Below are 26,445 nucleotides of genomic sequence, written 5' to 3' on the forward strand. Positions count from 1 at the left end.
CCCTAATTACTGACAACGAGTCGACGATGCGTCGCAATAGCCATGATAATACCGAACCCTGCCATCATGGTCACCATTGATGTACCGCCATAACTGATTAATGGTAGCGGCACGCCTACTACAGGCAGTAAGCCTGAAACCATACCTATATTCACCAACACATAAATAAAGAAGGTTAGGGTGATACTCCCCCCCATCAGGCGAGTAAACATGCTTTGTGCGCGAATGGAAATTAACATACTCCGAGTAATCACGAAGCCATAAAGAATGAGAAGTCCGAGTACACCTATTAAACCGAATTCTTCGCTAAATACCGAGAAAATAAAGTCGGTATGGCGTTCTGGTAGGAACTCTAGTTGAGATTGCGTACCTTGTAGCCAGCCTTTGCCTTCAACGCCACCTGAACCAATGGCTATTTTCGATTGGATAATATGGTAACCCGCACCGAGCGGATCGCTTTCCGGATTAAGAAAAGTGAGTACCCTTTGTTTTTGATAATCGTGTAAAGCAAAAATCCAAAGTAAAGGCAGTGATAATGCCGCTAAGAAGCCACCTAGTGTAATGAGTCGCCAACTCATCCCTGCCAGAAACAACACAAATATACCTGATGTCGCAACCAAAATTGCGGTGCCTAGATCAGGTTGTTTGTAAATTAAAAACGTAGGGATCATGACCAAAATAAGCCCACCAATTACGTGGGTTGTACGTATTGGAAGTTCTTTACGAGCGCAATACCAAGCCAGCATAAAGGGTACGGCTAGCTTCAGCACCTCAGAAGGTTGCACGCGAGCAATGCCCAGGTCTAGCCATCGCTGCGCGCCTTTCCCTGTAACACCAACAAAGAGCACGGCAACCAATAATGCAACACCAAATAAATAAATGAGGACTGCCCAGCTGGAATATCGAGCTGGATTAATTTGCGCGACAATGAACAATATGGCGAACGACAATCCAATACGAATACTTTGCGCAATCATAATTCGGCTATTTTCACCGCCAGCACTATAAATAACGAATAAGCTGACAACACATAGTGCTAACAGCCCCAAAAATAAAGGTCCGTCGATATGCAGCTTAGCTAACAGTGGGTGACGATCTCTTTCTTCAGTCGTTTGCATCTGTAGGCTCCTCTGCGGGTTCCACATAGTCGGCAATTGCTGAGATAGGGCGGCCATCGACACTTAAGTGTTCAAAGTAATAGTCCATAACTTCTCTTGCTATTGGAGCCGCATTACTGCCGCCACCGCCGACGTTTTCGATAGCTATTGCGATCACTATTTCAGGGGTGTCTGCGGGCGCGTAACCGATATAAGTTGCATTATCTCGAAAGCGTTCTTCCACATCCTCTGTTTCTGGACGTTCCGCATCGTCTTCATCAGCCAACCTTACAACCTGTGCGGTACCTGTTTTGCCAGCTGCAGTGTAGTTGGCGTCGTTAAAAGCCCGAAACGCTGTACCGGTAACACGAGAAGTTACGTGTTCCATAGCGGTTTGCACTGCATCCCAATATTCTTCGCTATCTACAACAATAGGCGTTTCAAATTGTGGAACAACTCTTCTCAGGCCTGCGTCTTCCTCCACAGCTCTTAAGAATCTCGGAACGCCTCGGCTACCTCGGTTAGCTAATACTTGAGTGGTCGTTGCCAATTGCAATGGAGTAACGGTCCAGTAACTCTGACCTATACCTACGGAAAGTGTTTCACCGGCAAACCAGGGCTCCCCAAAGCGAGCTTGTTTCCATCCCCGCGTTGGCATAAGTGCTGCGTTTTCTTCCAGAATGTCGACACCTGTTCGGTGGCCAAAGCCTACTTGGTGCATAAAGTCTGACAGTGTGTCGATACCAAGCTGTAACGACAGGTGGTAATAGAACGTATTACAAGACTCGGTTATCGCGCGGTCCAAGTTTACCCAACCATGACCACCGTCTTTCCAGTCCCTCATGCGTCGATCAACACCATCTATTTCGAAGTATCCTGGATCCCAAACGCGTGTTTCGGGTTCAATGATTTGTTCTTGCAGACCTAATAGCCCGATCAATGGCTTTACTGTGGACGCTGGTGGATATCGACCTTGTGTAGCTCGGTTAATCAGCGGGTTGTCTTGGTTTGATAACAGCGAACGGTATTGGGCAACAGAAATACCTCCTACAAACCAGTTAGGGTCGTAGGTAGGGGTACTCGCCATCGCTAGTACTCCTCCTGTTTGCGTATCAAGCACTACAATGGCACCGCGCTTGTCACCAAGTTGCTCAATAGCGACTTGCTGCAAACCTGCATCTACTTCTAAATAGATGTCTTGTCCGGGAGTAGGAGAGTTGAGCTCTAATGTACGTAAAACTCTTCCGCGGTTGTTTACTTCTACGGTTTGGTAGCCAACTTCGCCATGCAGCAGGTTTTCATAAAAACGTTCTACACCAAGCTTGCCCATGGTGCGTGTTGCAGCGTAGTTTGCTGACAGGCCGGCTTCTTCAAGTCGAGTCTCATCTTGCTCGTTAATTCTACCAACATAACCTATCGAGTGGGTAAATAATGGGCCAAATGGGTAATTGCGTTGTAAGCGAGCTTCTACAGAAAATCCTGGGAAACGATGCTGATGTACTGAAAACTGCGCAACTTGCTGTTCGGTTAAGTTATCGGCAAGTGCAATTTGCGGGAAACGTCGCGAGTAACGAAGTTGTTGGTTAAATTGTTCAATATTTTCTAAGGGTAAGCTAAGTAACTCGGTAACCTCAAGTAACCTTTCGTCGAGGTTGCGAACCTCTTCGGGAATGACTTCTAGGCTATATACAGGAATATTCTCAGCAAGAATTCTTCCATTGCGGTCATAGATTAGTCCTCGGTTTGGAGCTACCGGTAAAACCATGATTCGGTTACTGTTGGAGCGAGTTTGATATTCTTCGTGAGACGTAACCTGTAGACGATACAAGTTACCTAATAGCACTAGAAAAACAATGCAGACAACCACCAAACAAAAAGCAGCTCTTCTGAAAAACAGTTGAGCTTCAGCTTGATGGTTTCTAATCGGTACGCGTTTTCTTATCATTTTTATTCGCGATGATATGGGTGGTTATTTAATAAGCTCCAAGCCCTAAATAATGACTCTGCAATTAATACTCTGACGATAGGGTGAGGTAATGTCAACGGCGATAATGACCAGCGTTCATCTTTCGCTGCAATACACGCCGGAGACAACCCCTCTGGGCCGCCAACGAGTAATGAAATATCTCTACCATCAAACTGCCACGACTGAAGTCGCTCGGACAGTTGATGAGTAGTCCACGGCCTACCTTCAACCTCAAGCGTAACAATGCGATTAGACCGAGGGACTGCAGCAAGCATTTTCTCGCCTTCTCGTTCGGTAATTCGCACTGTGTCTGCTTTCTTTCCGCGCTTCTCTGCCGGAATTTCAGTTAAGGAAAACTGAATTTCTGGAGGGAAACGTTTGCTGTATTCAGCAAAACCTTCTTGAACCCAGCCGGGCATTTTTGTGCCTACGGCTACGAGTTGAATTCGCATGACTTACGGGTGGCCCCATAACTTCTCAAGTTGGTAAAAGTCTCTAGCACTGTCTTGCATGACATGAACTACAACGTCACCTAGGTCAACCAATACCCACTCAGACTCGTCTTCTCCCTCTAGTCCTAGAGGAGCGTTACCGGCATGTTTAGCTTCGGTTGCAATGTGGTTCGCAATACTCTTCACATGAGTTTTAGAGTTACCCGAACAAATCACTAAGAAATCGGTAACATCTGTTTTATCGCTAATATCGATAATTTGGATATCTCTAGCTTTAATATCTTCGGCTTTATCTACGACAAAATCTCGTAACGCTGTAGCTTGCAAGTTCAGTTATCTCCAATAATGATTTATGACAGGTAAAGTTTATCACGAGTTCCCGAATAAAGGGATTTAACGGTATAAATTATGTGTTTTTATGTAGTTTGCTACTTCAGGAGAAAGCAAACCGTCGGGCACATTATCGATCCCTTTAGTTTGAATCAATTCGCGAAGCTCTGTTGACGATATATTTACAGTGTTGGTTTGTGGAAAGAATAGCTTTCCTTGTTCTTTTTGCTCAGCAGCCCAAGCATTGAGTTCGGAAGAACACTGTGACAAATCATATTTTGGTCTGCCAAACACCACTAGGCGGGCATAATCAGTGAGCTCTCGCCAGCTTAGCCATTTATCTAAAGATACAAAGCTGTCCATGCCAATTAGGAAGTAAAGCTGGTCAGTAGAGTGTTGTTGTTTAAAATGCTTCAGTGTGGGCAGTGTACGCGAAGGCCTTTTCGAGCTTAATTCATAGTCATTGGCAACGAGATAGTTAGCTGTTTCAGCTGCCAGTTGAACCATCTCCCAACGTTGCTGGTCTGTTGCTATAGGCTGGTCGCGGTAGGGCGGTGTGAAGGTAGGCAATAGGTGAATTTGGTTCCACCCAAATTCATGTTGAACCTCCAACACCGGATCTAAGTGACCCGCATGAATAGGGTCGAAAGTACCCCCTAAAATGGCAACTCGCATTACCTAGCCTCTAGCTCTACGCCCGGAAACTCTTGTAGCTGTTCAACGCAATGTGAACGACATAGTGCAACGCCGAATTCAGCAAAAAGGGTAAATATGTCTTCTCCAGACTCGCGTTTAATCGCGAACTCTAAACGCTCTAATAGGTGTAAAAGGTGATGGTTGAGCGACATTTGATATTGTCTGGCAAGGTGCTCAAATTGTCCTTGCTGCTGAGCCCAAATACGTTCTCTATTGTATATTCCACGTAGGTCTTGCCTGGTAGCTATCGCTCTCGCAAGCTGGTCTAAGGTAGATTGCAACTTACTTAACGTCCAACATATCAGTACGGGTTCGGTACCTACTTCACGAAGCCTACTCAAGGTGTGTAAGTATTGCTTTAAGTTCTGCTGAATTAATGCGTCTCTTAGTGCAAAAATGTCGAAACGGCTTTGGTCCGAACTGGACTGTTGTAGCTCTTCAGCAGACCACACATAACTCGCGTCAGGCTGCCTAAGTTTAAGTTTTTTTAATTCTTGGTCTAACGCTAGCAAATTGCCCTCATACCATGTTGCCAATTGCTGAATGGCTTCTGGCTGCAATTGTATTTGGTAAAGTGAGGCTCTAGTTTTGATATATTGAGGTAACTTTGCTGCGTCGGGGGTGTATACCGGTACGAACACTCCAGCTTGAATAAGTGACTTACACCATTTTGTATTCTGCGTTGCTTTATTAATTCTTGGACCGAACACAATTAATACATGATCGTCAGTTCTTTGTTCAAGATACGCTAACAGCGCTTTGCCTCCTTCTTTGCCAGGCGCCGCTTTAGGCAACTCTAACTCTATAAGCTGTTTGCTCGAGAAGAGCGACATCGACTGAGTGGCGTCTGCAAGTTCAGACCAACTAAACTCTTTATCTTGAACTAGGCTTGTACGTTCCTCAAAACCCTGCTGTAGAGCCGCTTGGCGAATTTGCGCAATATGCTTCTGCAACAAAAAAGGGTCGTCTCCGAAGATCAGATAAACCGGCGCTAGGCTGGTGTTTAAGTGGCTTTGGAGTTGATCTGCTCGCAATTGCATTAGTCTTGCCGAACGTATTGGTTCAATAGAATGAGTGCACGCGAAACTGACTCTTGTCTCATTTCTTCAACGACTAATTCTAACTCTCTCATTTTTGCTAGGGCAAAGTTGGGGTTGTCTTGGTAGTCGCGCGTGAGCTGAATTGTTTGTTTCGCTTCTTTTCCTGAGGCAGTAACAAAGGTTACTGGCAAGGTATAAATCAGTTCGTACTCAGCAACTTGGCCAGAAGGTAATAAGGAGAGAATTCTTCTATCGAGTGTGTCTTGTTCAATGATAATCGACGGTATGCCATCTTGCGGTTGAGTAACTTCCACACCGCGTTGTGACAACGCCTGAATGAGAATCTCTCCAACTTCGCTTCTTTCCGGTGCAGAAACTGCTATTTCTTCCACATGTTCGGGAAGCTGGAAATCGCCACGTAAATGAAAACCGCAGCTGCTTAATAGCAGGACGCACAGAGCACAGAGGCTAAACCAGCCTCTGCGACTCCATGATTTAGCGTTAGTTGGCAACAATGTTAAGAAGCTTCCCTGGTACATAAATAACTTTGCGTATTGTTTTACCTTCTGTAAAAGAAGCAACTTGTGGTTGTTGCAATGCCACTTCCTCAAGCGCTTCTTTACTTATATCGGCGGCAACAGTTAATTTCGCTCTAAGCTTACCGTTAACCTGAACAATAATAAGTTTCTCGTCTTCAACCAAAGCGCTTTGGTCGACAGTAGGCCACTGAGCAAAGTTAATGTCGTTGTCGTGTCCTAGTGCTTGCCAAAGTACCTCACCTGCATGAGGTGTAATAGGGAACAGCATAACAACCATAGCGTCTAATGCTTCCTGCATAATCGCCTTGTCTTGGTCGTTGTCGAGTTTTGCTTTTTGTAAGGCGTTACTTAACTCCATGATCGCCGCAATTGCCGTGTTAAAATTTTGGCGACGGCCCATGTCGTCGGTTACTTTTTCAATGGTCTTGTGCAAGGTTCTGCGTAACGCTTTCTGTTCGTTGGTTAACGCTGCAACGTCTACCTTTCCAGCCGTTTCCACATGAGGCTGGAACTCATAGATAAGTCGCCACAAACGTTTTAAGAAACGGTGCGCACCTTCAACGCCAGACTCTGACCATTCCAATGTCATTTCCGGTGGAGCAGCAAACATCATAAACAAACGCACAGTGTCGGCCCCGTATTGGTCCACCATAATTTGTGGATCAATACCGTTGTTTTTAGATTTTGACATCTTGGTGACGCCAGCATGCTGTACAGGTTTGCCGTCAGCTTTTAATACAGCTTGCTTGATACCCCCTTTTTCATCTCTCTCAAGTTCTACTTCGGTTGGAGAGTACCAAGTTTTACTGCCGTTACTGTTTTCGCGATAAAAACTGTCAGCTAAAACCATGCCTTGACATAGTAAACGCTTGAATGGTTCGTCTGACTCTACTAAACCAGTGTCGCGAAGCAATTTGTGGAAGAAGCGCGCATATAAAAGGTGCAAAATAGCGTGTTCAATACCACCGATATATTGGTCTACGGGTAGCCAATAATTAGCTTGCTCAGGGTCAAGCATGCCATTTTCATAGCGAGGAGAGCAGTAGCGCGCGTAATACCACGAGCTTTCCATGAATGTGTCAAAGGTGTCGGTTTCATGTTCAGCTTCTTTGCCATGCCAACTCGTTTGACGCCACTCAGGATCGGCTTTAATTGGAGACGTTACGCCATTCATCACAACGTCTTCAGGTAACCGCACTGGCAGTTGGTCGTCAGGAACGGGTACAGAGTCGCCATTCTCGAGATTAATCATCGGAATCGGTGCGCCCCAATAACGTTGACGCGAAACACCCCAGTCACGTAAACGGTAATTCACTTGGCGCTCGCCGATGTTCATCGACTCAAGTTTGTCTGCAATCGCATTAAACCCTGATTTGATATCCAGACCGTCAAACTCGCTAGAGTTAATTAAGGTACCGTTATCAGTGAATGCGCTTTTGCTAAAGTCGTGCTCGCCCTCGGTAGGTTGAATAACCGGCTGAACCGTTAACTCATACTTTGTGGCAAATTCCCAGTCGCGTTGGTCGTGTGCAGGTACAGCCATAACCGCACCCGTACCGTAATCCATCAATACAAAATTGGCGACGTAAATCGGAATATCTTTACCCGTTAGCGGATGTTTCGCTGTAAAGCCGGTCGCTATACCACGCTTTTCCATGGTGGCTAGGTCTGCTTCGGCTACCTTTTGCTGTTTGCAAGACTCAACAAATTCAGCCACTTCAGCACTATTTTCTGCTGCTACTTTTGCTAACGGGTGCTGCGCTGCAACCGCCATGTAGGTAACACCGTAAAATGTGTCTGGTCGTGTTGTATATACCGTAAGTTGTTGGTCTAAATCGTTTACCGAAAAACTGATCTGTACACCTTCAGAGCGTCCAATCCAGTTCTTTTGCATGGCTTTAACTTGTTCTGGCCACTCATCTAACTGCTCTAAGTCTTCTAACAACTCTTCAGCGTAATCTGTAATTTTGACAAACCACTGTGGAATCTCTTTTTGTTCTACGGGTGCGCCAGAACGCCAACCTTTACCATCGACGACTTGTTCATTGGCAAGAACAGTTTGGTCTACAGGGTCCCAGTTCACCGTAGCGTTACGCTTATAAACCAACCCTTTCTCGTAAAGGCGAGTGAAAAACCACTGTTCCCAGCGATAATACTCAGGGTGGCAAGTTGCTATTTCACGATGCCAGTCGTACCCGAAGCCAAGCGCTTTAAGTTGTGTGCGCATGTCGCCGATATTTTTGTAAGTCCAATTTGCTGGTGCAGTTTCGTGTTGAATCGCTGCGTTTTCAGCAGGTAAGCCAAAAGCGTCCCAACCGATAGGGTGTAAAACGTTTTTACCTTGTAGTCGCTGAAAACGAGAAACTACGTCAGAGAGCGTATAGTTTCGAACATGTCCCATGTGTAGCTTTCCGCTTGGGTATGGGAACATAGACAAACAGTAAAATTTCTCTTTACTTTCGTCTTCTGAAACGTTGAAAATTTGCTCTTTCTCCCAACGCGCTTGAACTTGTGGCTCAATAGCTTGGGGATTATATTGTTCTTCAATTTTTTGCGTCATTTAACTTACAACCTGTCGACGACCTTGCTTTAAATTGATGTTGGCAAGGCTTAAGAAAGCCACATACCTACCCACATAACGAATGCTACAACGACACCCGCAAAACCGAAAAATGCATACTCGACGCGCGTTTTAGCGAGTTCTTCCGCAGATTGTTCTTCCGAACGTACAGGAATAATAGTCATAACAATGCTGGCAAGCCCTAAACCGAGTGCGCCAATCAAAGCCGTAAATAAAACTGCATGGAATAAATCAAGCATAGGTAATTCCTTGTGAGTACGAAATAGAGCCTAATTAAACTCGTACGAGCGCAGGCCCTAAAAATGAAAAATATAGGGTTAGTTTATCTTATTTTTCACTGGTTTTACTATGGCGAAAGGGGAAGTTTCTAGCGTTTTTTGTAGGCTTTACGGATTAACACGATTGCAGAGAGTAACAGGCTGATAAGCCAAGCAATGCTGTCTCCCCATTTTTGGTAAAGAGTTTCCCCTTCAACGAGCACAATTGTTTCTTGTAGCACGCCAGGAGCGAACTGAGCAATTCGTGCTGCTATATTACCGTTGTCGTCGATAACACCGGTTACGCCGTTGTTGGTGACTCTAAGCATCGGTCGGCCTAACTCTTTGGCACGCATTTGCGCTATCTGAAAATGCTGATGCGGACCATGTGAGCGACCAAACCAAGAGTCGTTGCTTATGGTAAGTAAAATGTCCGTGTCGCTGTTTACTTGTTGACGAATGTAGTCGCTGAATACCACCTCGTAACAAATATTGGCAGCAATATTGGTGTTTGCGACATTCAGGTTGTTTTGCTCCGTATCGCCGCGAGAAAACGAGGACATAGGCAAATTAAATAACGGTCCAAGTTTGCTTAACAGTGTTTGAAAGGGCACAAACTCTCCAATAGGCAATAGGTGGTGTTTTTCGTACCGGTTTTCGCCCATGTATTGATAAGGTTGGCTTTCTGAACCTAGTGTAATAATTGAATTAAAGTATTCGCGGGTTTCTCTGTTGTAATTGATAATGCCCGTGACAACTTCTGTACTTTGGGTACGCACACGATGGTCTAGTTCGTTTAGAGGTTGTTGTGCATACGGCTCAATAAAGGTAACTGCCGATTCAGGCCAAAAAACAATGTCGCTACTGGCATATAGTGGTCGGCTCAAGTCTTGATAGGTGAGATAATTAGGCCATTGTTGTGACTCATCCCACTTCAACGATTGCTGAATATTTCCTTGCACTAAGGCTACCGTTCGCGTTTCTCCAGTAGGTTGCATGGGATTAAAGTTCGGACTAAACCAGGCGATGGCGAACAATAAAACCGGTATAGCTAAATACTCGAGCTTGCGTTTTAGGAGAATTTCACAGAAGGCTATAGCAATAAGCCATAGCACGACGGTTATGCCGATCTCACCCATGTGGGGTGCAAGGTTCCCTAGCGTGCTAGATGTTTGCGTGTAGCCCAAACCCAACCATGGAAAGCCAGTGAGAAGCCAGCTTCTTAACCATTCGGAAAAAAGCCAGAATAGTGGAAATGTCCACAATGCGTAGCTACCTGAACGAATACGAAACTTGTGCCAACTCCATGCAGCGATAGCGGGGTAAAGTGCTAGGTAACCACACAATAGAACCATGAGAAGAACAGAAAACAGTAGGGGCAGGCCACCAAATTGGTCGATACTCACGTAAACCCAACTGACACCAGCTCCAAACCAACCTAAACCGAAGGAGAAGCCCACAAGTAAGGCTTGTTTTGCTGTAGTGCTTCTAACTAGGACAAGTAATAAGCCTGTTAAAAGCACAGGCATAGACAAATGTAAGGAAAATGGTGCGTAGCTAAATACGGTAGTTCCACCCAACAGAGCCGCGGCTATGCAGCGGCCCGAAGGGTATCGCCAAAACGACAACCAAAAGTGTTTATTCAGCAGAAGATTCAACTTCATTCTGATTGGTTACGTGAAGGTGTTGAATACGACGACGATCAGCGGCGGCTACTTTAAAGGTAAAGTCGCCAATATCGACTGACTCTCCAATTTCAGGAACATGACCAAAAGCCTGTGCAACAATACCTCCAACAGTGTCGTGCTCTTCATCAGAGAACTCAGTTGCGAAGTAGTCATTGAAGTCTTCAATGGTGGTCAGGGCTTTTACTGAGTATCTAGAAGTACTCAATCGTCGAATATTAGACTTGCTATCTTCATCGTCAGTCTCGTCTTCAATTTCACCGACAATTTCCTCTAACACGTCTTCGATAGTGACTAGGCCAGAAACTCCGCCATACTCATCGACTACAATCGCCATGTGGTAGCGTTTGGAGCGGAATTCTTTTAGCAAAGCATCAACGCGTTTACTCTCTGGAACAATGACCGCAGGGCGCATAACTTTGTCGATAGAAAAGTCTTCGTCGCGTAGGCCAAATCCAAAAGGAAGAAGATCTTTAGCGAGCAAAATACCCTCGATATGATCTTTGTTTTCAGTGACGACGGGGTAGCGGGAATGCTGTGTTTCTATCACGATAGGTAAAAACGACTCTACCGATTGGCTTTTGTCGATGGTTACCATTTGTGAGCGGGGTATCATGATGTCGCGAACCTTCAGTTCAGCAACATCCAGAACACCTTCAATCATTTCTTTGGTATCTGTATCAATAAGATCGTTGTGTTCTGCGTCTTGGATTATGTCAACTAAGTCCTCTCGGCTACTCGGTTCTGCTGTAAAGCTTTGCAGTAACCTGCTCGCCCAAGATTTTTTAGTTGACTGACCCGACGGAGGGTTTTCATCGCTCATGCGTCGCATTCGCTCCTTTGTGGTTATAATTCAACAATTCTCGTCTCCCTCTAGCGTTCTACGTAAGGGTCTTGAATATTCAATTGCGCAAGAATTTGTCGCTCTAAGTTTTCCATTTCTTCTGCTTCTTCGTCATTTATATGGTCATAGCCAAGTAAATGCAATGCCCCATGTATAATCATGTGCGCCCAATGCTCGTGAAGAGCTTTATTTTGCTCTTTAGCTTCTTGGGCTACAACGCCCGCGCATACGATTAAATCACCAAGCAATGGAATAGGTAATTCTATGTCACTGTCGAATGGAAATGACAGTACATTTGTGGGCTTGTCTTTGCCTCGGTAGTCGTGATTGAGAGTTTGGCTCTCTTTCTCGTCGACAATACGAACGGTGAGTTCACCGTTGCTTAACTTCATGACTTCCGCAAAGGTACGCAACCACAAACTGATATCTTCGTCAGTGGGAAGGTTGTTCTGCTCAGAAACAATTTGTAAATCGAGTTCAAGACTCACGAGGTTCACCAGACTGGTGGGCTTTTTTCTTTTTGTCGAAAGCCTCGTAGGCCTGTACCACTTTTTGCACGACGGGGTGTCGAACTACGTCTGCAGCGCTAAAGAACGTGAAGCTTACGTCTTCAACTTCGTGAAGTATTTCGATTGCCTGACGTAAACCCGAGCGTTGGCCTCTTGGCAGGTCAACTTGAGTAATATCGCCAGTAATTACTGCTTTCGAGTTAAAGCCAATACGGGTGAGGAACATTTTCATTTGTTCAGGTGTCGTGTTTTGGCTCTCATCCAGAATAATAAATGCGTCATTAAGTGTGCGTCCACGCATATAAGCAAGCGGGGCAACTTCAATAACATTACGTTCAATGAGCTTTTCTACTTTCTCAAAACCCAGCATTTCAAACAGAGCGTCGTATAGCGGGCGAAGGTACGGGTCAACTTTTTGCGCTAAATCACCAGGAAGAAAACCAAGCTTTTCGCCGGCTTCGACAGCAGGGCGTGTCAGCAGAATTCGACGAATTTCTTGGCGCTCAAGAGCGTCGACAGCTGCTGCAACCGCAAGATAAGTTTTACCGGTGCCTGCAGGACCGATGCCGAAGTTTATGTCGTGCGCGATCATGGCGCGAACATAGTCTTGTTGATTCTTATTTCGTGGCTTAACCAAGCCACGCTTGGTTTTTATCGTGGTGTGCTTGTCGTCTTCAGGTTCACGCGATTGTTCCATGGCTTGGCTTTCTTGAATCGCCAAGTGAACTTGGTCCGGTTCGACTACCGGCATTTTGCCGCGAACAGGAGCCGTTTCTACGTATAAGTCACGCAAAATTTGAGAGGTAGCAAGAATGCTCGCAGAAGAGCCGATGAGTTGAAAGTGATTGTCTCGATAACTAATTTCAACGCCAAGTCTGCGTTCAATATGCTTGATGTTGTCGTCGAATGGCCCGCAAAGGTTGGCAATTCTCTTGCTGTCTGCGGGCTCTAAATACAATTCAAAAGTGTCGAGTTGCGAGCTCAATCAATATCTCCAATTATTTGTGAGGGTTAGCGGTTGGCACATATTTGCCAACACCAGAAGTGTCCACGGTTTCCGCTTTTTGCTTCTGTAAAATACTCTGTGGCGCAACGTCTACACGAAGTCCCATATCTGCTTCTTCACGAATAAGGTCTCCGCGTAAAGAGTTAGGTAATGCTTCGGTAATTTTTACGTCAACAAACTTACCAATCATATCCGGACGACCTTCGAAGTTAACCACTCGGTTGTTCTCAGTTCGACCTGCTAGCTCCATCGGGTTTTTCTTCGATGGACCCGTCACTAAAATGCGTTGCTCTGTGTGCAGCATTTGTCGCGCGTGACGTTGAGCTTGTTGATTAATGCGTTGTTGTAAAAGCTGTAAACGTTGCTTTTTGGTTTCTTCAGAGACGTCGTCTGGCAAGTCTGCCGCAGGCGTTCCTGGGCGTGCGCTGTAAATAAAGCTAAAGCTAATATCAAAGTCTACAGCTTGAATAAGGTCCATTGTTTTTTGGAAGTCGTCGTCGGTTTCACCAGGGAAGCCGATGATGAAGTCAGACGATAGCGCTATGCCTGGTCGTGCCTTTTTCAATTTGCGAATTTGCGACTTATATTCCAAAGCTGTATGGCCACGCTTCATAAGCGCTAAAACACGGTCTGATCCGCTTTGTACCGGGAGGTGCAAATGACTTACCAGCTCAGGAATAGTTTCATATGCGGCAATAATGTCGTCTGTAAATTCTACTGGGTGTGAAGTGGTGTAACGTATGCGGTCAATTCCGTCTATAGCAGCAATCAGTTCCAATAGCTCTGCGAACGAGCAAATCTCTCCATCGAAATGATTACCACGAAATGCGTTCACGTTTTGGCCGAGTAGATTAACTTCTCGAACGCCTTGCTCTGCAAGCTGTGCAACTTCGTAAAGAACGTCATCGACAGGACGGCTAACTTCTTCACCACGCGTATAAGGCACGACACAAAATGTACAATACTTGCTGCAGCCTTCCATAATGGAAACGAATGCGCTTGGGCCTTCAGCAACAGGTTCCGGTAACCGATCGAATTTTTCGATTTCAGGGAATGAAACGTCTACAACTGAGCCTTTACCGCTTTCCAAATCTGCAATCATTGCGGGTAAACGGTGCAGTGTTTGTGGGCCAAACACAAGGTCGACAAAAGGAGCGCGGGTACGAATTGCCTCGCCTTCTTGTGACGCGACACAGCCACCAACACCAATCACTAGATTTGGGTTATCTTTTTTAAGGTTTTTCCAGCGACCTAGCTGGTGAAATACTTTTTCTTGAGCCTTCTCGCGAATTGAGCAAGTATTTAACAGAATAAGATCAGCGTCTTCGGCTTCGGAAGTGCTTTCATATCCCATTTGAGCGTGTAATAGGTCAGCCATTTTGCCCGAGTCGTACTCGTTCATTTGGCAGCCCCACGTCTTTATGTAAACCTTCTTAGACATACTCTCAACTTCGCTTTACTTCATTAAAAAAGGGCGTGTATTTTACTCCGATCTTAATGCAGATGCTACCGTTGTAACGTGGATTCGGTGATTGGCTGAATATTAAGGCGTTGGGTCTTCTAAAACGGTGCGTTTTTGGCGCTTCAGCGCGAAGTAACCCGCGATAAATATAAGCACTGTACCCAAAATCATTTCATGGGTAATTGCTTCACCCCAAACCCAGTATCCCAATAAAGCAGCAAAGATAACCGAGCTATAGGTGAATACACCAACTTTTGACGGTGACGCCAAACCAAACCCTTTGGTCATTGCGAGTTGGCCCGCCACAGCGAGCACTCCGATACCCACGATTCCGGGCCAAGCTTCAACAGGAACGGGTTGCCAACGTAGCATCATGGGTAAAGCTGATAAGAGCGTGGCTAAAAACGAGAAATAAAAGACTATTTTACTGGAAGACTCGGTCACCGAAAGCTTTCGAATGACTGTTTTCGTAAACGCGGCGAAACAGGCTGCGATAAGTGCAACGAACACCATAGGATGAATTGCTTGCTGCCACGGAGAGAGAAATATAATCGCCCCGGAAAAACCGATTGCAATTGCCATAATGACTTGCAGTGTAATCGACTCTTTTAACCAAAAGTGGCTAATTACTGGAATGATAAAAGGCGCCATAAGAAGAACTAGCGTTGCTTGCGCCAATGGAATGGTTGCGATAACCCAAAAGAAAAGGTACATCGCGGCTATGCCTAAGCAAGCGCGTAAAATATGCAAGCCTGGTTGTTGAGTTTTAAAAGCGTCGCCACGCTTTTTCAGAATCCAAGGTAATAAGATAATAAGCGCAAACAAATTTCTAAAAAATACCAAGTGCTCGTAGGGCAGCAATTGCGATGTATGCTTAACCAATGCACTCACACCTGCAAAACACATTTCTGCCAACAGAACGAGGGCAGACGCAATGAAAAGAGGTGACTTGATAGGCATAAAACTTCTGGCTCGTTAGCAAGTAATTCGAGCCATGTAGCTTATCATATAGGGTGAATTGCGGCATAATAAAACGCTTACAAGACAAGGAATAAAGCTTTGCAATCGAGAATACAAACATCCGTGTTAGTTGTTGGTGCCGGTATGGTTGGAGGCGCTTTAGCGATTGGGCTAGCGAAGAAAGGGTACGACGTAACTGTGCTCGACCCTAACTTTACCAGAGCCTGGAGCGCTGCCAGCGACTACGACCTTCGAATTTCTGCGGTAACGGCAGACAACATTGAGTTACTGCAAAGTCTTGGTGTTTGGCCTGAGATTGCAAAGTGTCGTGCAAATCCTTTCTTTCAACTCGCGGTAACCGATAGTTCGGAAAACTGGTTAGAGTTTGGAGACTCGGAGGAAGGTAATCATCCGCTGGGCTATATGATTGAGAATTCTGTATTGCAATATGCAGTTTTCCAACAACTTCAACAATATCCCAATATTCAATTACTCGAGGCAGGTTTACAGTCTATCGACTTCAATAATAGGGTGGTTAAGGCTGAAACAAAGGCTTCACCGGAAGGTGGGGATGAGTCGCATTATGAGGTTGAATTTGAACATTTGCTAGGCTGCGATGGTGCAAATTCAAAAGTTCGTGAGCAAAGTGGTATTGGTGTATCGGGAAAGCAATACAAAGACGCTTGTTTGTTGGTTAATGTGAAAACTGAAAAGCCGGTGGCGAAGCGGACTTGGGAGAAATTTAGCGCGGATGAAATTCATGCGCTGCTCCCTTTGGACCCGAATCACGCTTGTTTAATCGTGTATGCGAATAAAGAAACAATTTCGAATTGGTCGAGCTCGAAAGATCAATTGGCTGAGCATTTGAACAGTCGCTTCGAAAGTATTGGACCTTTTAGCGTCGAAAGTTACGGACACTTTCCTTTGCAAAGGCAGAGTGCTAATCGGTACGGCATTGCGCCGGTTACGCAAAACTCAGAGTTAAAAACACCTTTTATAGCTTTGTTCGGAGATGCCGCACATACCATACATCCACTTGCAGGGCAGGGTGTGAACCTAGGTTTCAGAGACGTTGAATGCTTTTTACAGCAAGTCGACAAATTTGGCTTTAGTCAGCAAGCTCAAGCTCGATATGAAAAGCAGCGTAGGCTCGACAATGAATTCATGGCGCACAGCCTCGAATGGGTCGGCTGGGGAATGCGTTCTGAAAATAAAGCACTTAAGCGAGTGCGAGCTTTCGGTTTGAATATTTTAGGTAGACTGCCGGGAATGCAATACGCGTTGTCTGCATATGCTAGCCGAGCTTGGAAAGTATCAACGAAAGGTTAATGTCTTGAATGGTGCGGACGGAGAGACTTGAACTCTCACGCCGTGAGGCACTGGAACCTAAATCCAGCGTGTCTACCAATTCCACCACGTCCGCAATTCAAAGGTAGTTCTTTTAGGTTTGGCTGGGGTACCAGGATTCGAACCTGGGAATGGCGGGATCAAAACCCGCTGCCTTGCCGCTTGGCTATACCCCATCAGACCATAGCGAGAGGAAGAAGAGTGGCTGGGGTACCAGGATTCGAACCTGGGAATGGCGGGATCAAAACCCGCTGCCTTGCCGCTTGGCTATACCCCAACAGCTCAGAAACTTGGTGCGGACGGAGAGACTTGAACTCTCACGCCGTGAGGCACTGGAACCTAAATCCAGCGTGTCTACCAATTCCACCACGTCCGCATCGTTTTGTTTTGGTGGCTACGGCGGGATTCGAACCTGCGACCCCATCATTATGAGTGATGTGCTCTAACCAACTGAGCTACGTAGCCATCAATGTTTTGTTTCTGTGCACCTCAGCGCGGCGCGTATTATGCGAATCCACGCCGCTACCGTCAATACTTTTTCACAAAAAAACCGTGTTTCTTTTACTAATTGGTCAAAAAAACACAGGATTGCACAAAAGTCGTGCAATTAGAATGGTAGAACTTCGCCATTGCTATGCCAAAACGTTCCGGTGTTATCGATGTTTAACTCTTCGATACGTTGAATAAGCCGTTCAGCAGCTGTGTCCGCACTTATGTCGCCGGCATGGTTCACCATGTCGGTTTGTACGAATCCTGGGTGTAGAAGCGCAACAGCAATACCTTCACCATGTAAATCTCTCGCTAATGAAACGCCAGCAGCATTCAATGCTGCTTTCGACATGCGGTAGCCGTAGTAGTTACCACTACCATTGTCGGTCATTGAGCCCATACGGCTGGTAATAAGCGCCACTTTGGAGCCTTTAGTTAAATGCTTTTTAAGGGCGATGGTCAGGGTTAGTGGGGCGAGTGCATTCACTTTAAACTGCTGAGTAATAGCTTCAGGAGCTGCATTTTCAATCGACTCGCGGGTTAAAATGCCAGCGTTTTGAATCAGTACGTCCAACTGCGTTGTGCCTAGCGCTTCGTGAATTAACGTTGCGGCGTTGTCTGCTGTTACGTCTACGCCAGAAATAATATTGACGTTGGCATTGCTTGCAAGAGACTGCAACTGTTCAGACGGCTGCCGGCAAACGGCCCAAAGCGTGTGACCCTTTTCGCTAAGTTGGCGCGTAAGTGAAAATCCAATGCCACGGTTTGTGCCTGTAATGAGAATATTCAAAACCAGTTTACTCCTGTTGTGGTTGGGTTAAATTTTTAGGATCAAGAAGAGACTCTAACTCTGCTTTAGAAATATCTGTTTGGCGCGCCGCAACATCGATTATAGGCTCACCTGTTTTGTATGCTTCTTTGGCTATTTCTGCTGCTTTGTTATAGCCCACTCTAGAATTCAATGCGGTTACCAATATTGGGTTCTTCGCTACGGTTTTATCAAGTTGTTTCTCGTTGAACGTTAAGCTAGCAATACATTGGTCGGCTAGGCTAATAGCGCTGTTCGTCATTAATTCGATGCTTTGCAATAAGTTATATGCAATCACAGGCAGCATTACGTTCAATTGAAACGAACCTGATTGACCGGCGACGTTTATCGTAGTTTGATTGCCAAAAACCTGAGCACACGCCATTGCAACGCTCTCTGGAATTACAGGGTTAACTTTCCCTGGCATAATGCTCGAGCCTGGCTGCAACGCCTTTAAAGATGCTTCTCCTAAACCAGAAAGAGGGCCGCTATTCATCCAACGCAGATCGTTACTTATTTTCATAAGTGCTGTAGCTAAAGAACTGGTGATGCCGGCTGTTGCGACCGCAATGTCTTGTCCGGCAATTTGGCTAAATGGATTATGCGTCGGTGTGTAAGGGCATTCAGTAAATTCTGATAGTGATCTACAAAACTCTTCCCGAAATTGAGGGTGCGCGTTAATGCCTGTGCCAATTGCAGTACCACCTTGTGGAAGAGCTCGTAATTGGGGAAGCATTTGTTCGAAGCGCTGCTCTGCAGACTCTATTTGGGCTGCCCATGCGCGTAACTCTTGAGCGACTGTCATCGGCATGGCGTCCATTAAGTGTGTTCGCCCCGTTTTAACCAAGGTCTCATTTTCTGAAGCTCGTTTTTCAATGATCTCTCTTAAATGACTTAGCGCGGGTAGTAGCTTTCGTGTAATTCTGCGGGATGCACTTAGTTGAATTGCAGTAGGTATGACATCGTTACTACTTTGCCCCATATTTACGTCGTCATTGGGGTGAATGGTTAAGCCTGAGGCTCTACTGGCAAGTGTGGCAAGCACTTCATTAACGTTCATGTTTGTACTGGTGCCAGAACCCGTTTGGAAAACATCTACCGGAAATTGCGATTGCCAACGACCCTCGAATACTTCAAGCGCAGCTTGCATAATGGCGTCGGCTTTCTCACTGTCGAGTACACCCAGCTTACTGTTGGCTTCAGCAGCACAATACTTAATTAAGGCAACAGCTCGAATGAAAGCAAAGGGAAGTTGCAACTCACTTATGTTGTGATTGTTCAGCGCGCGCTGAGTTTGCGCGCCATATAGAGCGTCTGAAGGAACCTCTACTTCGCCCATGCTGTCTTTTTCCGTTCTAAACTCACGCATTTGTACTCTCCATTAAGGGTTCACTCTTACTATGGTGGTGACAGTTCTTACAATTTTCAACGTAAATTACGTTTGCTATTTGTTCTATTCAGCGCAACTATAGGTAGGAAAAGGGGGAAAGTATGCTATTTCGACAACAATATACTCTGGCTTTTACTGCATTTAGTGCTGTTTGCTTGCTAATTGCTGCTACCGCTCAGGCCGGAGAAGTCTTGATTAAGGACGAGCGAGGCGAGCCTTTGCAGGGCGCTGTTTTAGTTCAGTTCCAAAGTGAATCAGACAGTGCGTCGCGCGAACCCCAGGTTCATATTATGGACCAGGTTAATCGCCAGTTCGCTCCCCAACAAATCGTGATTCGTAATGGCGACTTTGTAAATTTTCCAAACAGCGATAATGTAAGACATCACGTTTATTCTTTCTCAAGTGCAAAAACATTTGAATTAGAGCTATATCGTGCAGGTACTGCAGAAGATATGGAGTTCCCAACACAAGGTATTGTTGTGGTGGGGTGTAACATCCACGACCAAATGCGCGGACATATAGTAGTTTCTGGCTCAGACTTAACCGCTACAAGTGATGAAAACGGGACACTAACATTTAATGATGAATGGACCGGGTTAGGTGATTGGTATGTGTTCCACCCTTGGATGTCTGACCAAGGACTTGAACCTATAGCGGTAGACTTGTCATCATGGTCACAAACCGATGGACAGAGTGAATATATGATTCCAGTGACACGGCCTCGAAGAGACAGAGGCTCTGAGCTAGAGAACAGATTCCGTAGGAGAGGCACGGGTGGCGGCTATTAGTTTTCGAGCGAAGCTCTTACTTTTTATAAGTGGTTTAGTTGTTGCTTCGCTCTCTGTAGTCATCGTTGCGATTGTATTGACCACCAATTCAACGGTAAACCGTAACATCGATCGTGAACTTGGTGTTGCCGAGCGTGTGTTTACCCAGCTTTTGGAAATTAGAGAAAGTCAGTTAAACCAGTCAGCTACTGTTCTTGCAGACGACTTCGGTTTTCGCCAAGCCGTCGCCACAGGTGACGAAAATACGATTCTATCTGTACTGGTCAATCACGGTCAGCGTGTTGCTGCGGATCTGATTACCTTAATCTCTCCTTCCGGAGAAATTGTGGTCTCAACTCATGAGATTGCAGCCCCTGAAACACTTATGACTATGAGTACTACAGACCGAGAAACCGACTTTGGGCTGATCGTGGCTGAAGGGGAGATATACCAACTCGTGGTTGTGCCTGTTCGAGCGCCTCATTTAATTGGTTATGTCGTGCTTGGCTTTGTCGTTGATGACTCATTGGCGACACAGTTGTACCAGCTTACCAATACTCAAATTACCTTTGTTGCTCGCTTCGAGGAAAGAGAACCTATTGTTGTTTCTTCTTCTTCACAGCTTATGGAATCAGGGTTTAGTGCGGCTGTGGCAACAGAATCACAAGTTCATAATTTCCTCTCAGAAAATGAATTGCGCGGTAACTGGATTACCCTGGAAGGTTCGCAAACTTTAGAGGGTATTCAAAAGAAAGACTTAAGTGTGCTTATATCTGCTTCGGTTAAAGAAGCAGCCGCACCGTTTTCTGCACTTCGTTCTAATCTTATAGCTATTGCTTTGGTTACGCTTACGTTATCTACGCTACTTGCCATGCTGATCGGTAATCAGGTGGTAGAGCCGGTCCGAATGTTGGCGAATGTTGCTAAGCGTATCGCTGGGGGGCGCTATGACCAGCGTGTAGAAGTTTCAAAACAAGATGAAATAGGTCAATTAGCCAATAGCTTTAATAAAATGCAGTCAGCGATTTCGGAACGTGAAGCGCGAATCTCTCACCAATCATTTCATGATTTACTTACCGACTTGCCGAACCGACGTTTCTTGAACGAAAAAATAGATGAAAATATCCAGAAAAATAATGGATTCGTAATTGCCGTACTTAATTTAGATAACTTCAGCCGGTTAAACGATATGTTTGGCCAGACGATTTGCGACCAGTTATTAGTGCGCTTGGCAGAGCGGCTGAAGAACCAGTGCGAAGATTTGATGTGGCCATCGCACTTACACGGTGATGAATTCGTAGTTCTAATTCCTGAAGAAAATTACCAAGGGGTAGAACAAATTCGAGACATGTTGGCCTTCTTTAACCAACCCTACGACCTCGAGCAAGTAACATACAACCTGCAGGTTTCAGCTGGAATTGTGCAATACCCACAAGGTGGGGAAGACATTGATATATTGCTTCGTAGAGCTCAATTTGCACGCCTGCGCGCTCGGGAGAATAAGTCGTCTATTGGGGTGTTTGAACTTGGTGATGACGAACCTCACATGCGTAAGTTACAAGTAGCAGCTGCCCTTAGAGACATTACCGAAAGTGGCCAGCTGTCACTCGCTTATCAGCCTCAACTGGACATTCAGTCCAAGAAAATTCATGGCGTAGAAGCTTTAATTCGGTGGATTCATCCTGAATTAGGTTTTGTCAGCCCTGTTGAGTTTATTCCGCTAGCAGAACAGAGTGGTGACATCACTCGCATTTCCTATTGGGTTATTCACGAGGCAGCTCGGCAAGTTGCGCAGTGGGCAGAGAAAGGCCACCATTTGAATATATCAATTAACCTTTCTGCAGCCGATTTAATCGACGAAGGACTGATCGAACACATTATGAGTTGCGTTAACCAATACAAGCTTAAAGCTGAAAACTTCACCTTTGAGGTTACTGAAAGCTTAGTTATGGTTGACCCTGAACGGTCGATCCAAAGGCTGAATGCATTAAAACAAGCGGGAATGGGGGTGGCTATTGATGATTACGGTACAGGGTATTCGTCACTTTCCCAGATGAGAAGTTTACCTGCCGATGAGCTTAAAGTTGACCGAGCCTTTGTTATGGAGATCGACACCAATCAAGACGATCAAACCATAGTTCAGTCGACTATCGATTTAGCTCATCGACTGAATATGCGTGTAGTAGCAGAGGGTGTAGAAGAACAGTCTGGTTGGGCGCAGTTGGGTAAGTTTAATTGTGATATTTTGCAAGGCTATTATATTGCTAAGCCAATGAAAGGTGAAGATTTTACGAGTTGGTTAGAAGCGTTTGACTATGATCAGATAGCACCAAAGTAAGCGCTTAGGATACAGAGGATAAGTATGAAAAAGAGCATGTTAGGCGCACTAGGCGTTTGTTTATTTGCAACAGGCATAGCAAGTGCACACGCCAGTGGCGGTAAGCTATTAGCAACTGGTGGCGTAACCTCAATTGAGGGCGCAGCAGGTGGCGGCTTAACGCCTTGGGCTTTACTCAGTAGTTACGCCGAAGAAGGAGAGTGGGGCGGTACCGCTGCAATGAGCCAAGCCAATGTTAGCGACTTTAGGCTTGACCTAACCGCAGCTAGCGTGAATTACAGTAATAGAATAGAGCTTTCCGTGGCACAGCAAACGTTTGATTTGCCGGAGGTAATTGGTGGGGAACTCGAGCAAACCATTTATGGAGCGAAATACCGTGTTTTGGGTGACGTTATATATGGCAACTACCCTCAAGTTTCGGTAGGAGTTCAATATAAAGAGAACACGCGAGCCGCTTTACCTACAGCTGTTGGTTCGCAAAGAGATTCAGACTACGACGTTTATGTTGCTGCGAGCAGAGCGTGGCTTAACGGCCCGTTTAATCGCACATGGCTAGCCAATGCAGCGGTACGTGCAACAAGAGCTAATGAAATTGGCTTGTTGGGATTTGGCGGTGATTTAGAAGACGACCATCAATGGGTTGCAGAAGTTTCTGCTGGCGTGTTTCTTCATAGGTCATTAGTTGTGGGTGCTGAGTATCGACAAAAGCCAGACAACTTAAGTTTTGCTTCTGAAAGCGACTGGACATCGGTATTTGTAGCATGGTTTCCTTCGAAATCTTTGGCACTTACCGGGGCTTATGTAGATTTAGGCGAAATTGCTGGTTTGAGCGGACAAGATGGGCTGTATCTTAGCCTTCAAGGAAGTTTCTAGGAGGTTTCATGAAATATTTGAACGGTTTTATTTTCGTTTTTGTGTTGGCTTTAAGTGCACCTGCCGCTAAAGCCGAGTCTTTATATCAACAGTTAGGTGAGCAACAGGGTATTTCTGCGTTAGTGGAGCAAATGCTTTTTAATATCGCTGACGACCGCCGTATTAGGCATCATTTTGAAGGTAGTGATTTGTCGCGTGTGCATGAAATGCTTACCGAACAGATTTGCGACCTCAGTGGTGGTCCTTGTACCTACTCTGGTGAAGACATGGAAACTTCGCACAGTGGAATGGGGGTAACTCGCTCAGACTTTAATGCGCTAGTGGAGAACCTGCAGTTGGCTATGGACGACTTAGATGTGCCAACCGGCACACAAAACCAATTGCTAGCTTTACTGGCTCCTATGCACCATGAAATCGTTGAATAAAACGGTATAAGCAATAAAAAAGCCACCCTGAGGTGGCTTTTTTATTAGGTGAAGCGCTTTGCTTAAACGTTAAAGCGGAAGTGAATCACATCGCCGTCTTTAACAATATATTCTTTACCTTCCAAGCGCCATTTTCCTGCGTCTTTAGCGCCTTGCTCACCGTTGTTGCTGATGTAGTCGTCGTAACCTACGATCTCAGCACGAATAAAACCTTTTTCGAAGTCTGTGTGAATACGTCCTGCAGCTTGTGGGGCAGTTGAGTTTTTCTTCACAGTCCACGCGCGAACTTCCTTTTGTCCAGCAGTGAAGTATGTGTGTAGATCAAGTAGCTCGTAACCTGCGCGAATCACTCGGTTTAGGCCTGGCTCTTCAAGGTTCATGGTTTCCAAGAACTCTACTTTCTCTTCGTCTTCAAGCTCTGCAATTTCAGACTCAATTGCAGCACAAACTGGTACTACAATGGCGTTTTCGCTAGCAGCAATTTCTTCTACTTTTGCCAAGTAAGGATTATTTTCAAAACCATCTTCGCTGACGTTGCAAATATACATGGTTGGCTTAAGGGTCAGTAGGTTATATGAGCGAATTGTTTTACGATCGTCGTCTGACAACTCAACCGAGCGCGCCATATTACCTTCAGAAAGAGCTGGTAGTAGTTTCTCTAATACAGCAATTTCTGCTTTCGCTTGCTTGTCTCCACCTTTTGCTTTTTTACCTAAACGGTGAAGCGCCTTTTCAACAGAGTCTAAGTCGGCTAACGCAAGTTCAGTGTTAATGGTGTCGATGTCTTCTTGCGGATCTACTTTTCCAGCGACGTGAACGATATTCTCGTCTTCGAAACAGCGTACAACGTGACCAATAGCATCTGTTTCGCGAATATTAGCGAGGAACTGGTTGCCGAGACCTTCGCCTTTTGAAGCGCCTTTTACCAAACCAGCAATGTCCACAAATTCCATCGTTGTAGGAATTACCTTTTGTGGATTAACAATAGCTGAAAGCTTGTCTAGGCGGGTATCTGGAACCGCTACTACGCCGGTGTTCGGCTCGATCGTACAGAAAGGAAAGTTTGCCGCATCAATACCTGCTTGTGTTAATGCGTTGAATAAAGTTGATTTACCTACATTCGGCAAACCTACGATGCCACATTTAAATCCCATAACACTTTCCTTCTCAGTAATACTTATTCATGTCGTGACGAGTGCAGTGATTGTTTTGCTTCTAACAAGCGGCCCTGCAATAAGTCAGGTACTACACGCACTGCGTCATCAATAATTGCATCTATAATATTTCGTTCCGCTTCAGGTGGCTTGCCTAGTACGTAGCCAGTCACTTTGTCTTTGTGACCTGGATGACCTATACCGATGCGTAAACGATGAAAATCTTTTTGGTTACCTAGAACCGAAATGATGTCGCGCAAACCATTATGGCCACCATGTCCACCACCTTGCTTCAATTTAGCAACGCCAGGAGGAAGGTCGAGTTCGTCGTGAACGACCAATATTTGATGAGGCTCTAATTTATAAAATTGCGCTAAAGGACCCACAGACTGTCCGCTGCGATTCATAAATGTTTGTGGCATTAAGAGGCGAACGTCAGGGTACGGGGAGGGTAGGCGCGCTACCAGCCCTTTATATTTACTGTCGGCTGTTAAACTAACAGAAAAGTAATTTGCTAAGGACTCTATGAACCAAAACCCGGCATTGTGCCGGGTTTTGTCATATTCGGGGCCTGGATTACCCAAGCCCACGATGAGTCGAATGTCGTTGGACATCCTAAACGACTCGCTTACTCAGATTTGTCTTCGTCAGCGCTTGAGTCGCTTGCTGCGTCAGAAGCTTCTGAAGACTCATCTGCGTCTTCGTCAGTTTCTGCTTCAACTTTAGGTGCAGCAATAGTTACGACTACTTGGTCGTGATCTTCACCACGGGTAAGCTCTAGAAGAGTTACACCTTTAGGAAGTTTAAGATCAGTCAAGTGTACGTTGTCACCGATTTCCATGCCGTCTAGATCAATTTCTAGATACTCTGGAAGATCTTTTGGTAAACAGCTGATTTCAACGTCGTTCAAGTTGTGAACCACAACACCACCAGCTTTCTTCACGCTTTCTTCATTCAAGAAATGAAGTGGGATATTTGTGTGAAGCTCTTCTTTCGCACTTACGCGTTGGAAGTCTAGGTGAGTAAGCTTTGGCTTGTACGGGTGACGTTGAATGTCTTTCAAGATAGCTTGGTGCTTCTTGCCGTCGATAGTCAAAGTTAAGATGTGGCTGTAGAAACCTTCGTGGTCTGCAGCGTTGTTCACTTTGTCGTGATCAAGAGTGATAGATACAGCGTCTTTGTTTCCGCCGTATAAAATCGCTGGAACTTTACCCTCGCGACGTAGGCGGCGGCTCGCACCTTTACCCATATCGCTACGGAGTTCAGCGTTAAATTCATAAGTTGGTGAACTCATAATAATACTTCTCCAAAAGAAAATGATGTTGATTTCCGCGACCAGAAATCAACAGGAAGCCCTTTTTCAGGGGCGGCGCATTTTAGCACTATGGCACTGGCCGCGCAACGACCTATAACCTTATATTTATTTTCTA

General features: G+C 45.5%; 24 protein-coding genes, 5 tRNA genes and 1 pseudogene. 5 read left to right on the forward strand and 25 right to left on the reverse strand.

Annotated features, from left to right (window positions below; translation table 11 throughout):
* Nucleotides 1-2 precede the first annotated feature (2 nt).
* The 15 genes and pseudogenes from rodA to EYQ95_RS01895 all read right to left on the reverse strand — a co-directional run bounded on the left by rodA (nucleotide 3) and on the right by EYQ95_RS01895 (nucleotide 15,424).
* Complete coding sequence (gene rodA / locus EYQ95_RS01825) at nucleotides 3-1,118, reverse strand: rod shape-determining protein RodA (protein WP_111914453.1); 1,116 nt, start codon at nucleotides 1,116-1,118, stop codon at nucleotides 3-5.
* The gene (gene mrdA / locus EYQ95_RS01830; protein WP_207801080.1) at nucleotides 1,105-3,042 is read right to left on the reverse strand and encodes a penicillin-binding protein 2; all 1,938 of its coding nucleotides are present in this window, start codon (nucleotides 3,040-3,042) and stop codon (nucleotides 1,105-1,107) included. The genes rodA and mrdA overlap by 14 nt, the downstream gene beginning before the upstream one ends.
* A 2-nt stretch (nucleotides 3,043-3,044) precedes the next feature.
* Complete coding sequence (rlmH, locus tag EYQ95_RS01835) at nucleotides 3,045-3,515, reverse strand: 23S rRNA (pseudouridine(1915)-N(3))-methyltransferase RlmH (RefSeq protein ID WP_111914451.1); 471 nt, start codon at nucleotides 3,513-3,515, stop codon at nucleotides 3,045-3,047.
* A 3-nt stretch (nucleotides 3,516-3,518) separates the two neighbouring features.
* Nucleotides 3,519-3,842: a ribosome silencing factor gene (gene rsfS, locus EYQ95_RS01840; protein WP_111914449.1), complete on the reverse strand. Its 324-nt coding sequence runs from the start codon at nucleotides 3,840-3,842 to the stop codon at nucleotides 3,519-3,521.
* A 66-nt stretch (nucleotides 3,843-3,908) separates the two neighbouring features.
* A complete protein-coding gene (gene nadD / locus EYQ95_RS01845; RefSeq protein ID WP_111914447.1) occupies nucleotides 3,909-4,520 on the reverse strand; it encodes a nicotinate (nicotinamide) nucleotide adenylyltransferase in 612 nt (203 codons plus the stop codon).
* Nucleotides 4,520-5,581, reverse strand: coding sequence for a DNA polymerase III subunit delta (gene holA, locus EYQ95_RS01850; protein ID WP_111914445.1), 1,062 nt, complete (start codon nucleotides 5,579-5,581; stop codon nucleotides 4,520-4,522). Before holA ends, nadD begins: the two co-directional genes overlap by 1 nt.
* Entirely contained in the window at nucleotides 5,581-6,120 is a 540-nt protein-coding gene (gene lptE / locus EYQ95_RS01855) for an LPS assembly lipoprotein LptE (protein WP_111914443.1), read from the reverse strand. Before lptE ends, holA begins: the two co-directional genes overlap by 1 nt.
* Complete coding sequence (leuS, locus tag EYQ95_RS01860; RefSeq protein ID WP_207916197.1) at nucleotides 6,083-8,680, reverse strand: leucine--tRNA ligase; 2,598 nt, start codon at nucleotides 8,678-8,680, stop codon at nucleotides 6,083-6,085. Before leuS ends, lptE begins: the two co-directional genes overlap by 38 nt.
* 50 nt (nucleotides 8,681-8,730) lie before the next feature.
* A complete protein-coding gene (locus EYQ95_RS01865) occupies nucleotides 8,731-8,940 on the reverse strand; it encodes a hypothetical protein (RefSeq protein ID WP_111914441.1) in 210 nt (69 codons plus the stop codon).
* Between the two features lie 128 nt (nucleotides 8,941-9,068).
* Nucleotides 9,069-10,622 (reverse strand): apolipoprotein N-acyltransferase, encoded by a 1,554-nt coding sequence (gene lnt, locus EYQ95_RS01870; RefSeq protein ID WP_111914439.1) that lies wholly within the window; start codon nucleotides 10,620-10,622, stop codon nucleotides 9,069-9,071.
* Entirely contained in the window at nucleotides 10,597-11,466 is an 870-nt protein-coding gene (gene corC / locus EYQ95_RS01875) for a CNNM family magnesium/cobalt transport protein CorC (RefSeq protein WP_111914437.1), read from the reverse strand. The genes lnt and corC overlap by 26 nt, the downstream gene beginning before the upstream one ends.
* Nucleotides 11,467-11,516: 50 nt before the next feature.
* Entirely contained in the window at nucleotides 11,517-11,975 is a 459-nt protein-coding gene (ybeY, locus tag EYQ95_RS01880; protein WP_111914436.1) for an rRNA maturation RNase YbeY, read from the reverse strand.
* Nucleotides 11,965-12,981: a PhoH family protein gene (locus EYQ95_RS01885; protein ID WP_111914434.1), complete on the reverse strand. Its 1,017-nt coding sequence runs from the start codon at nucleotides 12,979-12,981 to the stop codon at nucleotides 11,965-11,967. Before EYQ95_RS01885 ends, ybeY begins: the two co-directional genes overlap by 11 nt.
* 136 nt (nucleotides 12,982-13,117) lie before the next feature.
* Nucleotides 13,118-14,443: pseudogene (miaB, locus tag EYQ95_RS01890) on the reverse strand (tRNA (N6-isopentenyl adenosine(37)-C2)-methylthiotransferase MiaB); the annotation flags it as partial.
* A 102-nt stretch (nucleotides 14,444-14,545) separates the two neighbouring features.
* The gene (locus tag EYQ95_RS01895) at nucleotides 14,546-15,424 is read right to left on the reverse strand and encodes a DMT family transporter (RefSeq protein ID WP_111914430.1); all 879 of its coding nucleotides are present in this window, start codon (nucleotides 15,422-15,424) and stop codon (nucleotides 14,546-14,548) included.
* 123 nt (nucleotides 15,425-15,547) lie between these two features.
* On the opposite strand from EYQ95_RS01895, the gene EYQ95_RS01900 reads away from it, so the two are divergent.
* Nucleotides 15,548-16,753, forward strand: coding sequence for an FAD-dependent monooxygenase (locus EYQ95_RS01900; RefSeq protein ID WP_111914428.1), 1,206 nt, complete (start codon nucleotides 15,548-15,550; stop codon nucleotides 16,751-16,753).
* A 9-nt stretch (nucleotides 16,754-16,762) separates the two neighbouring features.
* Here the strand turns inward: EYQ95_RS01900 and EYQ95_RS01905 are convergent.
* From EYQ95_RS01905 to EYQ95_RS01935, 7 genes are all read right to left on the reverse strand, one after another.
* A tRNA-Leu gene (locus EYQ95_RS01905) sits at nucleotides 16,763-16,847 on the reverse strand.
* 25 nt (nucleotides 16,848-16,872) lie between these two features.
* Nucleotides 16,873-16,947, reverse strand: a tRNA-Gln gene (locus EYQ95_RS01910).
* A 26-nt stretch (nucleotides 16,948-16,973) separates the two neighbouring features.
* A tRNA-Gln gene (locus tag EYQ95_RS01915) sits at nucleotides 16,974-17,048 on the reverse strand.
* Between the two features lie 14 nt (nucleotides 17,049-17,062).
* Nucleotides 17,063-17,147: transfer RNA gene (locus EYQ95_RS01920), tRNA-Leu, on the reverse strand.
* Between the two features lie 12 nt (nucleotides 17,148-17,159).
* Nucleotides 17,160-17,236 (reverse strand) — tRNA-Met (locus EYQ95_RS01925).
* Between the two features lie 142 nt (nucleotides 17,237-17,378).
* Nucleotides 17,379-18,050: an SDR family oxidoreductase gene (locus tag EYQ95_RS01930; protein ID WP_111914426.1), complete on the reverse strand. Its 672-nt coding sequence runs from the start codon at nucleotides 18,048-18,050 to the stop codon at nucleotides 17,379-17,381.
* A gap of 7 nt (nucleotides 18,051-18,057) precedes the next feature.
* Nucleotides 18,058-19,437: an aspartate ammonia-lyase gene (locus tag EYQ95_RS01935; RefSeq protein ID WP_111914424.1), complete on the reverse strand. Its 1,380-nt coding sequence runs from the start codon at nucleotides 19,435-19,437 to the stop codon at nucleotides 18,058-18,060.
* Nucleotides 19,438-19,559: 122 nt separating this feature from the next.
* Here EYQ95_RS01935 and EYQ95_RS01940 point away from each other — a divergent pair, with 122 nt between their 5' ends.
* From EYQ95_RS01940 to EYQ95_RS01955, 4 genes are read left to right on the forward strand one after another with little or no spacing between them, the layout of a single operon-like run.
* Nucleotides 19,560-20,246 carry a methylamine utilization protein gene (locus EYQ95_RS01940; RefSeq protein ID WP_111914422.1) on the forward strand — a complete coding sequence of 229 codons (687 nt, stop codon included), beginning with the start codon at nucleotides 19,560-19,562 and terminating at the stop codon, nucleotides 20,244-20,246.
* Entirely contained in the window at nucleotides 20,233-22,563 is a 2,331-nt protein-coding gene (locus EYQ95_RS01945) for a bifunctional diguanylate cyclase/phosphodiesterase (RefSeq protein WP_111914421.1), read from the forward strand. Before EYQ95_RS01940 ends, EYQ95_RS01945 begins: the two co-directional genes overlap by 14 nt.
* Nucleotides 22,564-22,599: 36 nt before the next feature.
* Nucleotides 22,600-23,436 (forward strand): DUF3034 family protein, encoded by an 837-nt coding sequence (locus EYQ95_RS01950; protein ID WP_370451215.1) that lies wholly within the window; start codon nucleotides 22,600-22,602, stop codon nucleotides 23,434-23,436.
* An 8-nt stretch (nucleotides 23,437-23,444) separates the two neighbouring features.
* Nucleotides 23,445-23,861: a group 1 truncated hemoglobin gene (locus tag EYQ95_RS01955; protein ID WP_111914418.1), complete on the forward strand. Its 417-nt coding sequence runs from the start codon at nucleotides 23,445-23,447 to the stop codon at nucleotides 23,859-23,861.
* A 62-nt stretch (nucleotides 23,862-23,923) separates the two neighbouring features.
* Here EYQ95_RS01955 and ychF read toward each other — a convergent pair whose 3' ends face one another.
* From ychF to EYQ95_RS01970, 3 genes are read right to left on the reverse strand one after another with little or no spacing between them, the layout of a single operon-like run.
* Nucleotides 23,924-25,015 carry a redox-regulated ATPase YchF gene (gene ychF, locus EYQ95_RS01960; protein WP_111914416.1) on the reverse strand — a complete coding sequence of 364 codons (1,092 nt, stop codon included), beginning with the start codon at nucleotides 25,013-25,015 and terminating at the stop codon, nucleotides 23,924-23,926.
* A gap of 23 nt (nucleotides 25,016-25,038) precedes the next feature.
* Nucleotides 25,039-25,629 (reverse strand): aminoacyl-tRNA hydrolase, encoded by a 591-nt coding sequence (pth, locus tag EYQ95_RS01965; RefSeq protein WP_111914414.1) that lies wholly within the window; start codon nucleotides 25,627-25,629, stop codon nucleotides 25,039-25,041.
* 14 nt (nucleotides 25,630-25,643) lie between these two features.
* A complete protein-coding gene (locus EYQ95_RS01970; protein WP_111914412.1) occupies nucleotides 25,644-26,309 on the reverse strand; it encodes a 50S ribosomal protein L25/general stress protein Ctc in 666 nt (221 codons plus the stop codon).
* Nucleotides 26,310-26,445: the final 136 nt, after the last annotated feature.

It is taken from the genome of Lysobacter sp. N42 (genome assembly GCF_004344885.1).

What these genes read in the sequence shown, in the direction of transcription:
- rodA (WP_111914453.1), bottom strand. Translation starts at nt 1,118, where the DNA reads ATGCAAACGACTGAAGAAAGAGATCGTCACCCACTGTTAGCTAAGCTG.
- mrdA (WP_207801080.1), bottom strand. Translation starts at nt 3,042, where the DNA reads ATGATAAGAAAACGCGTACCGATTAGAAACCATCAAGCTGAAGCTCAA.
- rlmH (WP_111914451.1), bottom strand. Translation starts at nt 3,515, where the DNA reads ATGCGAATTCAACTCGTAGCCGTAGGCACAAAAATGCCCGGCTGGGTT.
- nadD (WP_111914447.1), bottom strand. Translation starts at nt 4,520, where the DNA reads ATGCGAGTTGCCATTTTAGGGGGTACTTTCGACCCTATTCATGCGGGT.
- holA (WP_111914445.1), bottom strand. Translation starts at nt 5,581, where the DNA reads ATGCAATTGCGAGCAGATCAACTCCAAAGCCACTTAAACACCAGCCTA.
- lptE (WP_111914443.1), bottom strand. Translation starts at nt 6,120, where the DNA reads ATGTACCAGGGAAGCTTCTTAACATTGTTGCCAACTAACGCTAAATCA.
- leuS (WP_207916197.1), bottom strand. Translation starts at nt 8,680, where the DNA reads ATGACGCAAAAAATTGAAGAACAATATAATCCCCAAGCTATTGAGCCA.
- EYQ95_RS01865 (WP_111914441.1), bottom strand. Translation starts at nt 8,940, where the DNA reads ATGCTTGATTTATTCCATGCAGTTTTATTTACGGCTTTGATTGGCGCA.
- lnt (WP_111914439.1), bottom strand. Translation starts at nt 10,622, where the DNA reads ATGAAGTTGAATCTTCTGCTGAATAAACACTTTTGGTTGTCGTTTTGG.
- corC (WP_111914437.1), bottom strand. Translation starts at nt 11,466, where the DNA reads ATGAGCGATGAAAACCCTCCGTCGGGTCAGTCAACTAAAAAATCTTGG.
- EYQ95_RS01895 (WP_111914430.1), bottom strand. Translation starts at nt 15,424, where the DNA reads ATGCCTATCAAGTCACCTCTTTTCATTGCGTCTGCCCTCGTTCTGTTG.
- EYQ95_RS01935 (WP_111914424.1), bottom strand. Translation starts at nt 19,437, where the DNA reads ATGCGTGAGTTTAGAACGGAAAAAGACAGCATGGGCGAAGTAGAGGTT.
- EYQ95_RS01940 (WP_111914422.1), top strand. Translation starts at nt 19,560, where the DNA reads ATGCTATTTCGACAACAATATACTCTGGCTTTTACTGCATTTAGTGCT.
- EYQ95_RS01950 (WP_370451215.1), top strand. Translation starts at nt 22,600, where the DNA reads ATGTTAGGCGCACTAGGCGTTTGTTTATTTGCAACAGGCATAGCAAGT.
- EYQ95_RS01955 (WP_111914418.1), top strand. Translation starts at nt 23,445, where the DNA reads ATGAAATATTTGAACGGTTTTATTTTCGTTTTTGTGTTGGCTTTAAGT.
- ychF (WP_111914416.1), bottom strand. Translation starts at nt 25,015, where the DNA reads ATGGGATTTAAATGTGGCATCGTAGGTTTGCCGAATGTAGGTAAATCA.
- pth (WP_111914414.1), bottom strand. Translation starts at nt 25,629, where the DNA reads ATGTCCAACGACATTCGACTCATCGTGGGCTTGGGTAATCCAGGCCCC.
- EYQ95_RS01970 (WP_111914412.1), bottom strand. Translation starts at nt 26,309, where the DNA reads ATGAGTTCACCAACTTATGAATTTAACGCTGAACTCCGTAGCGATATG.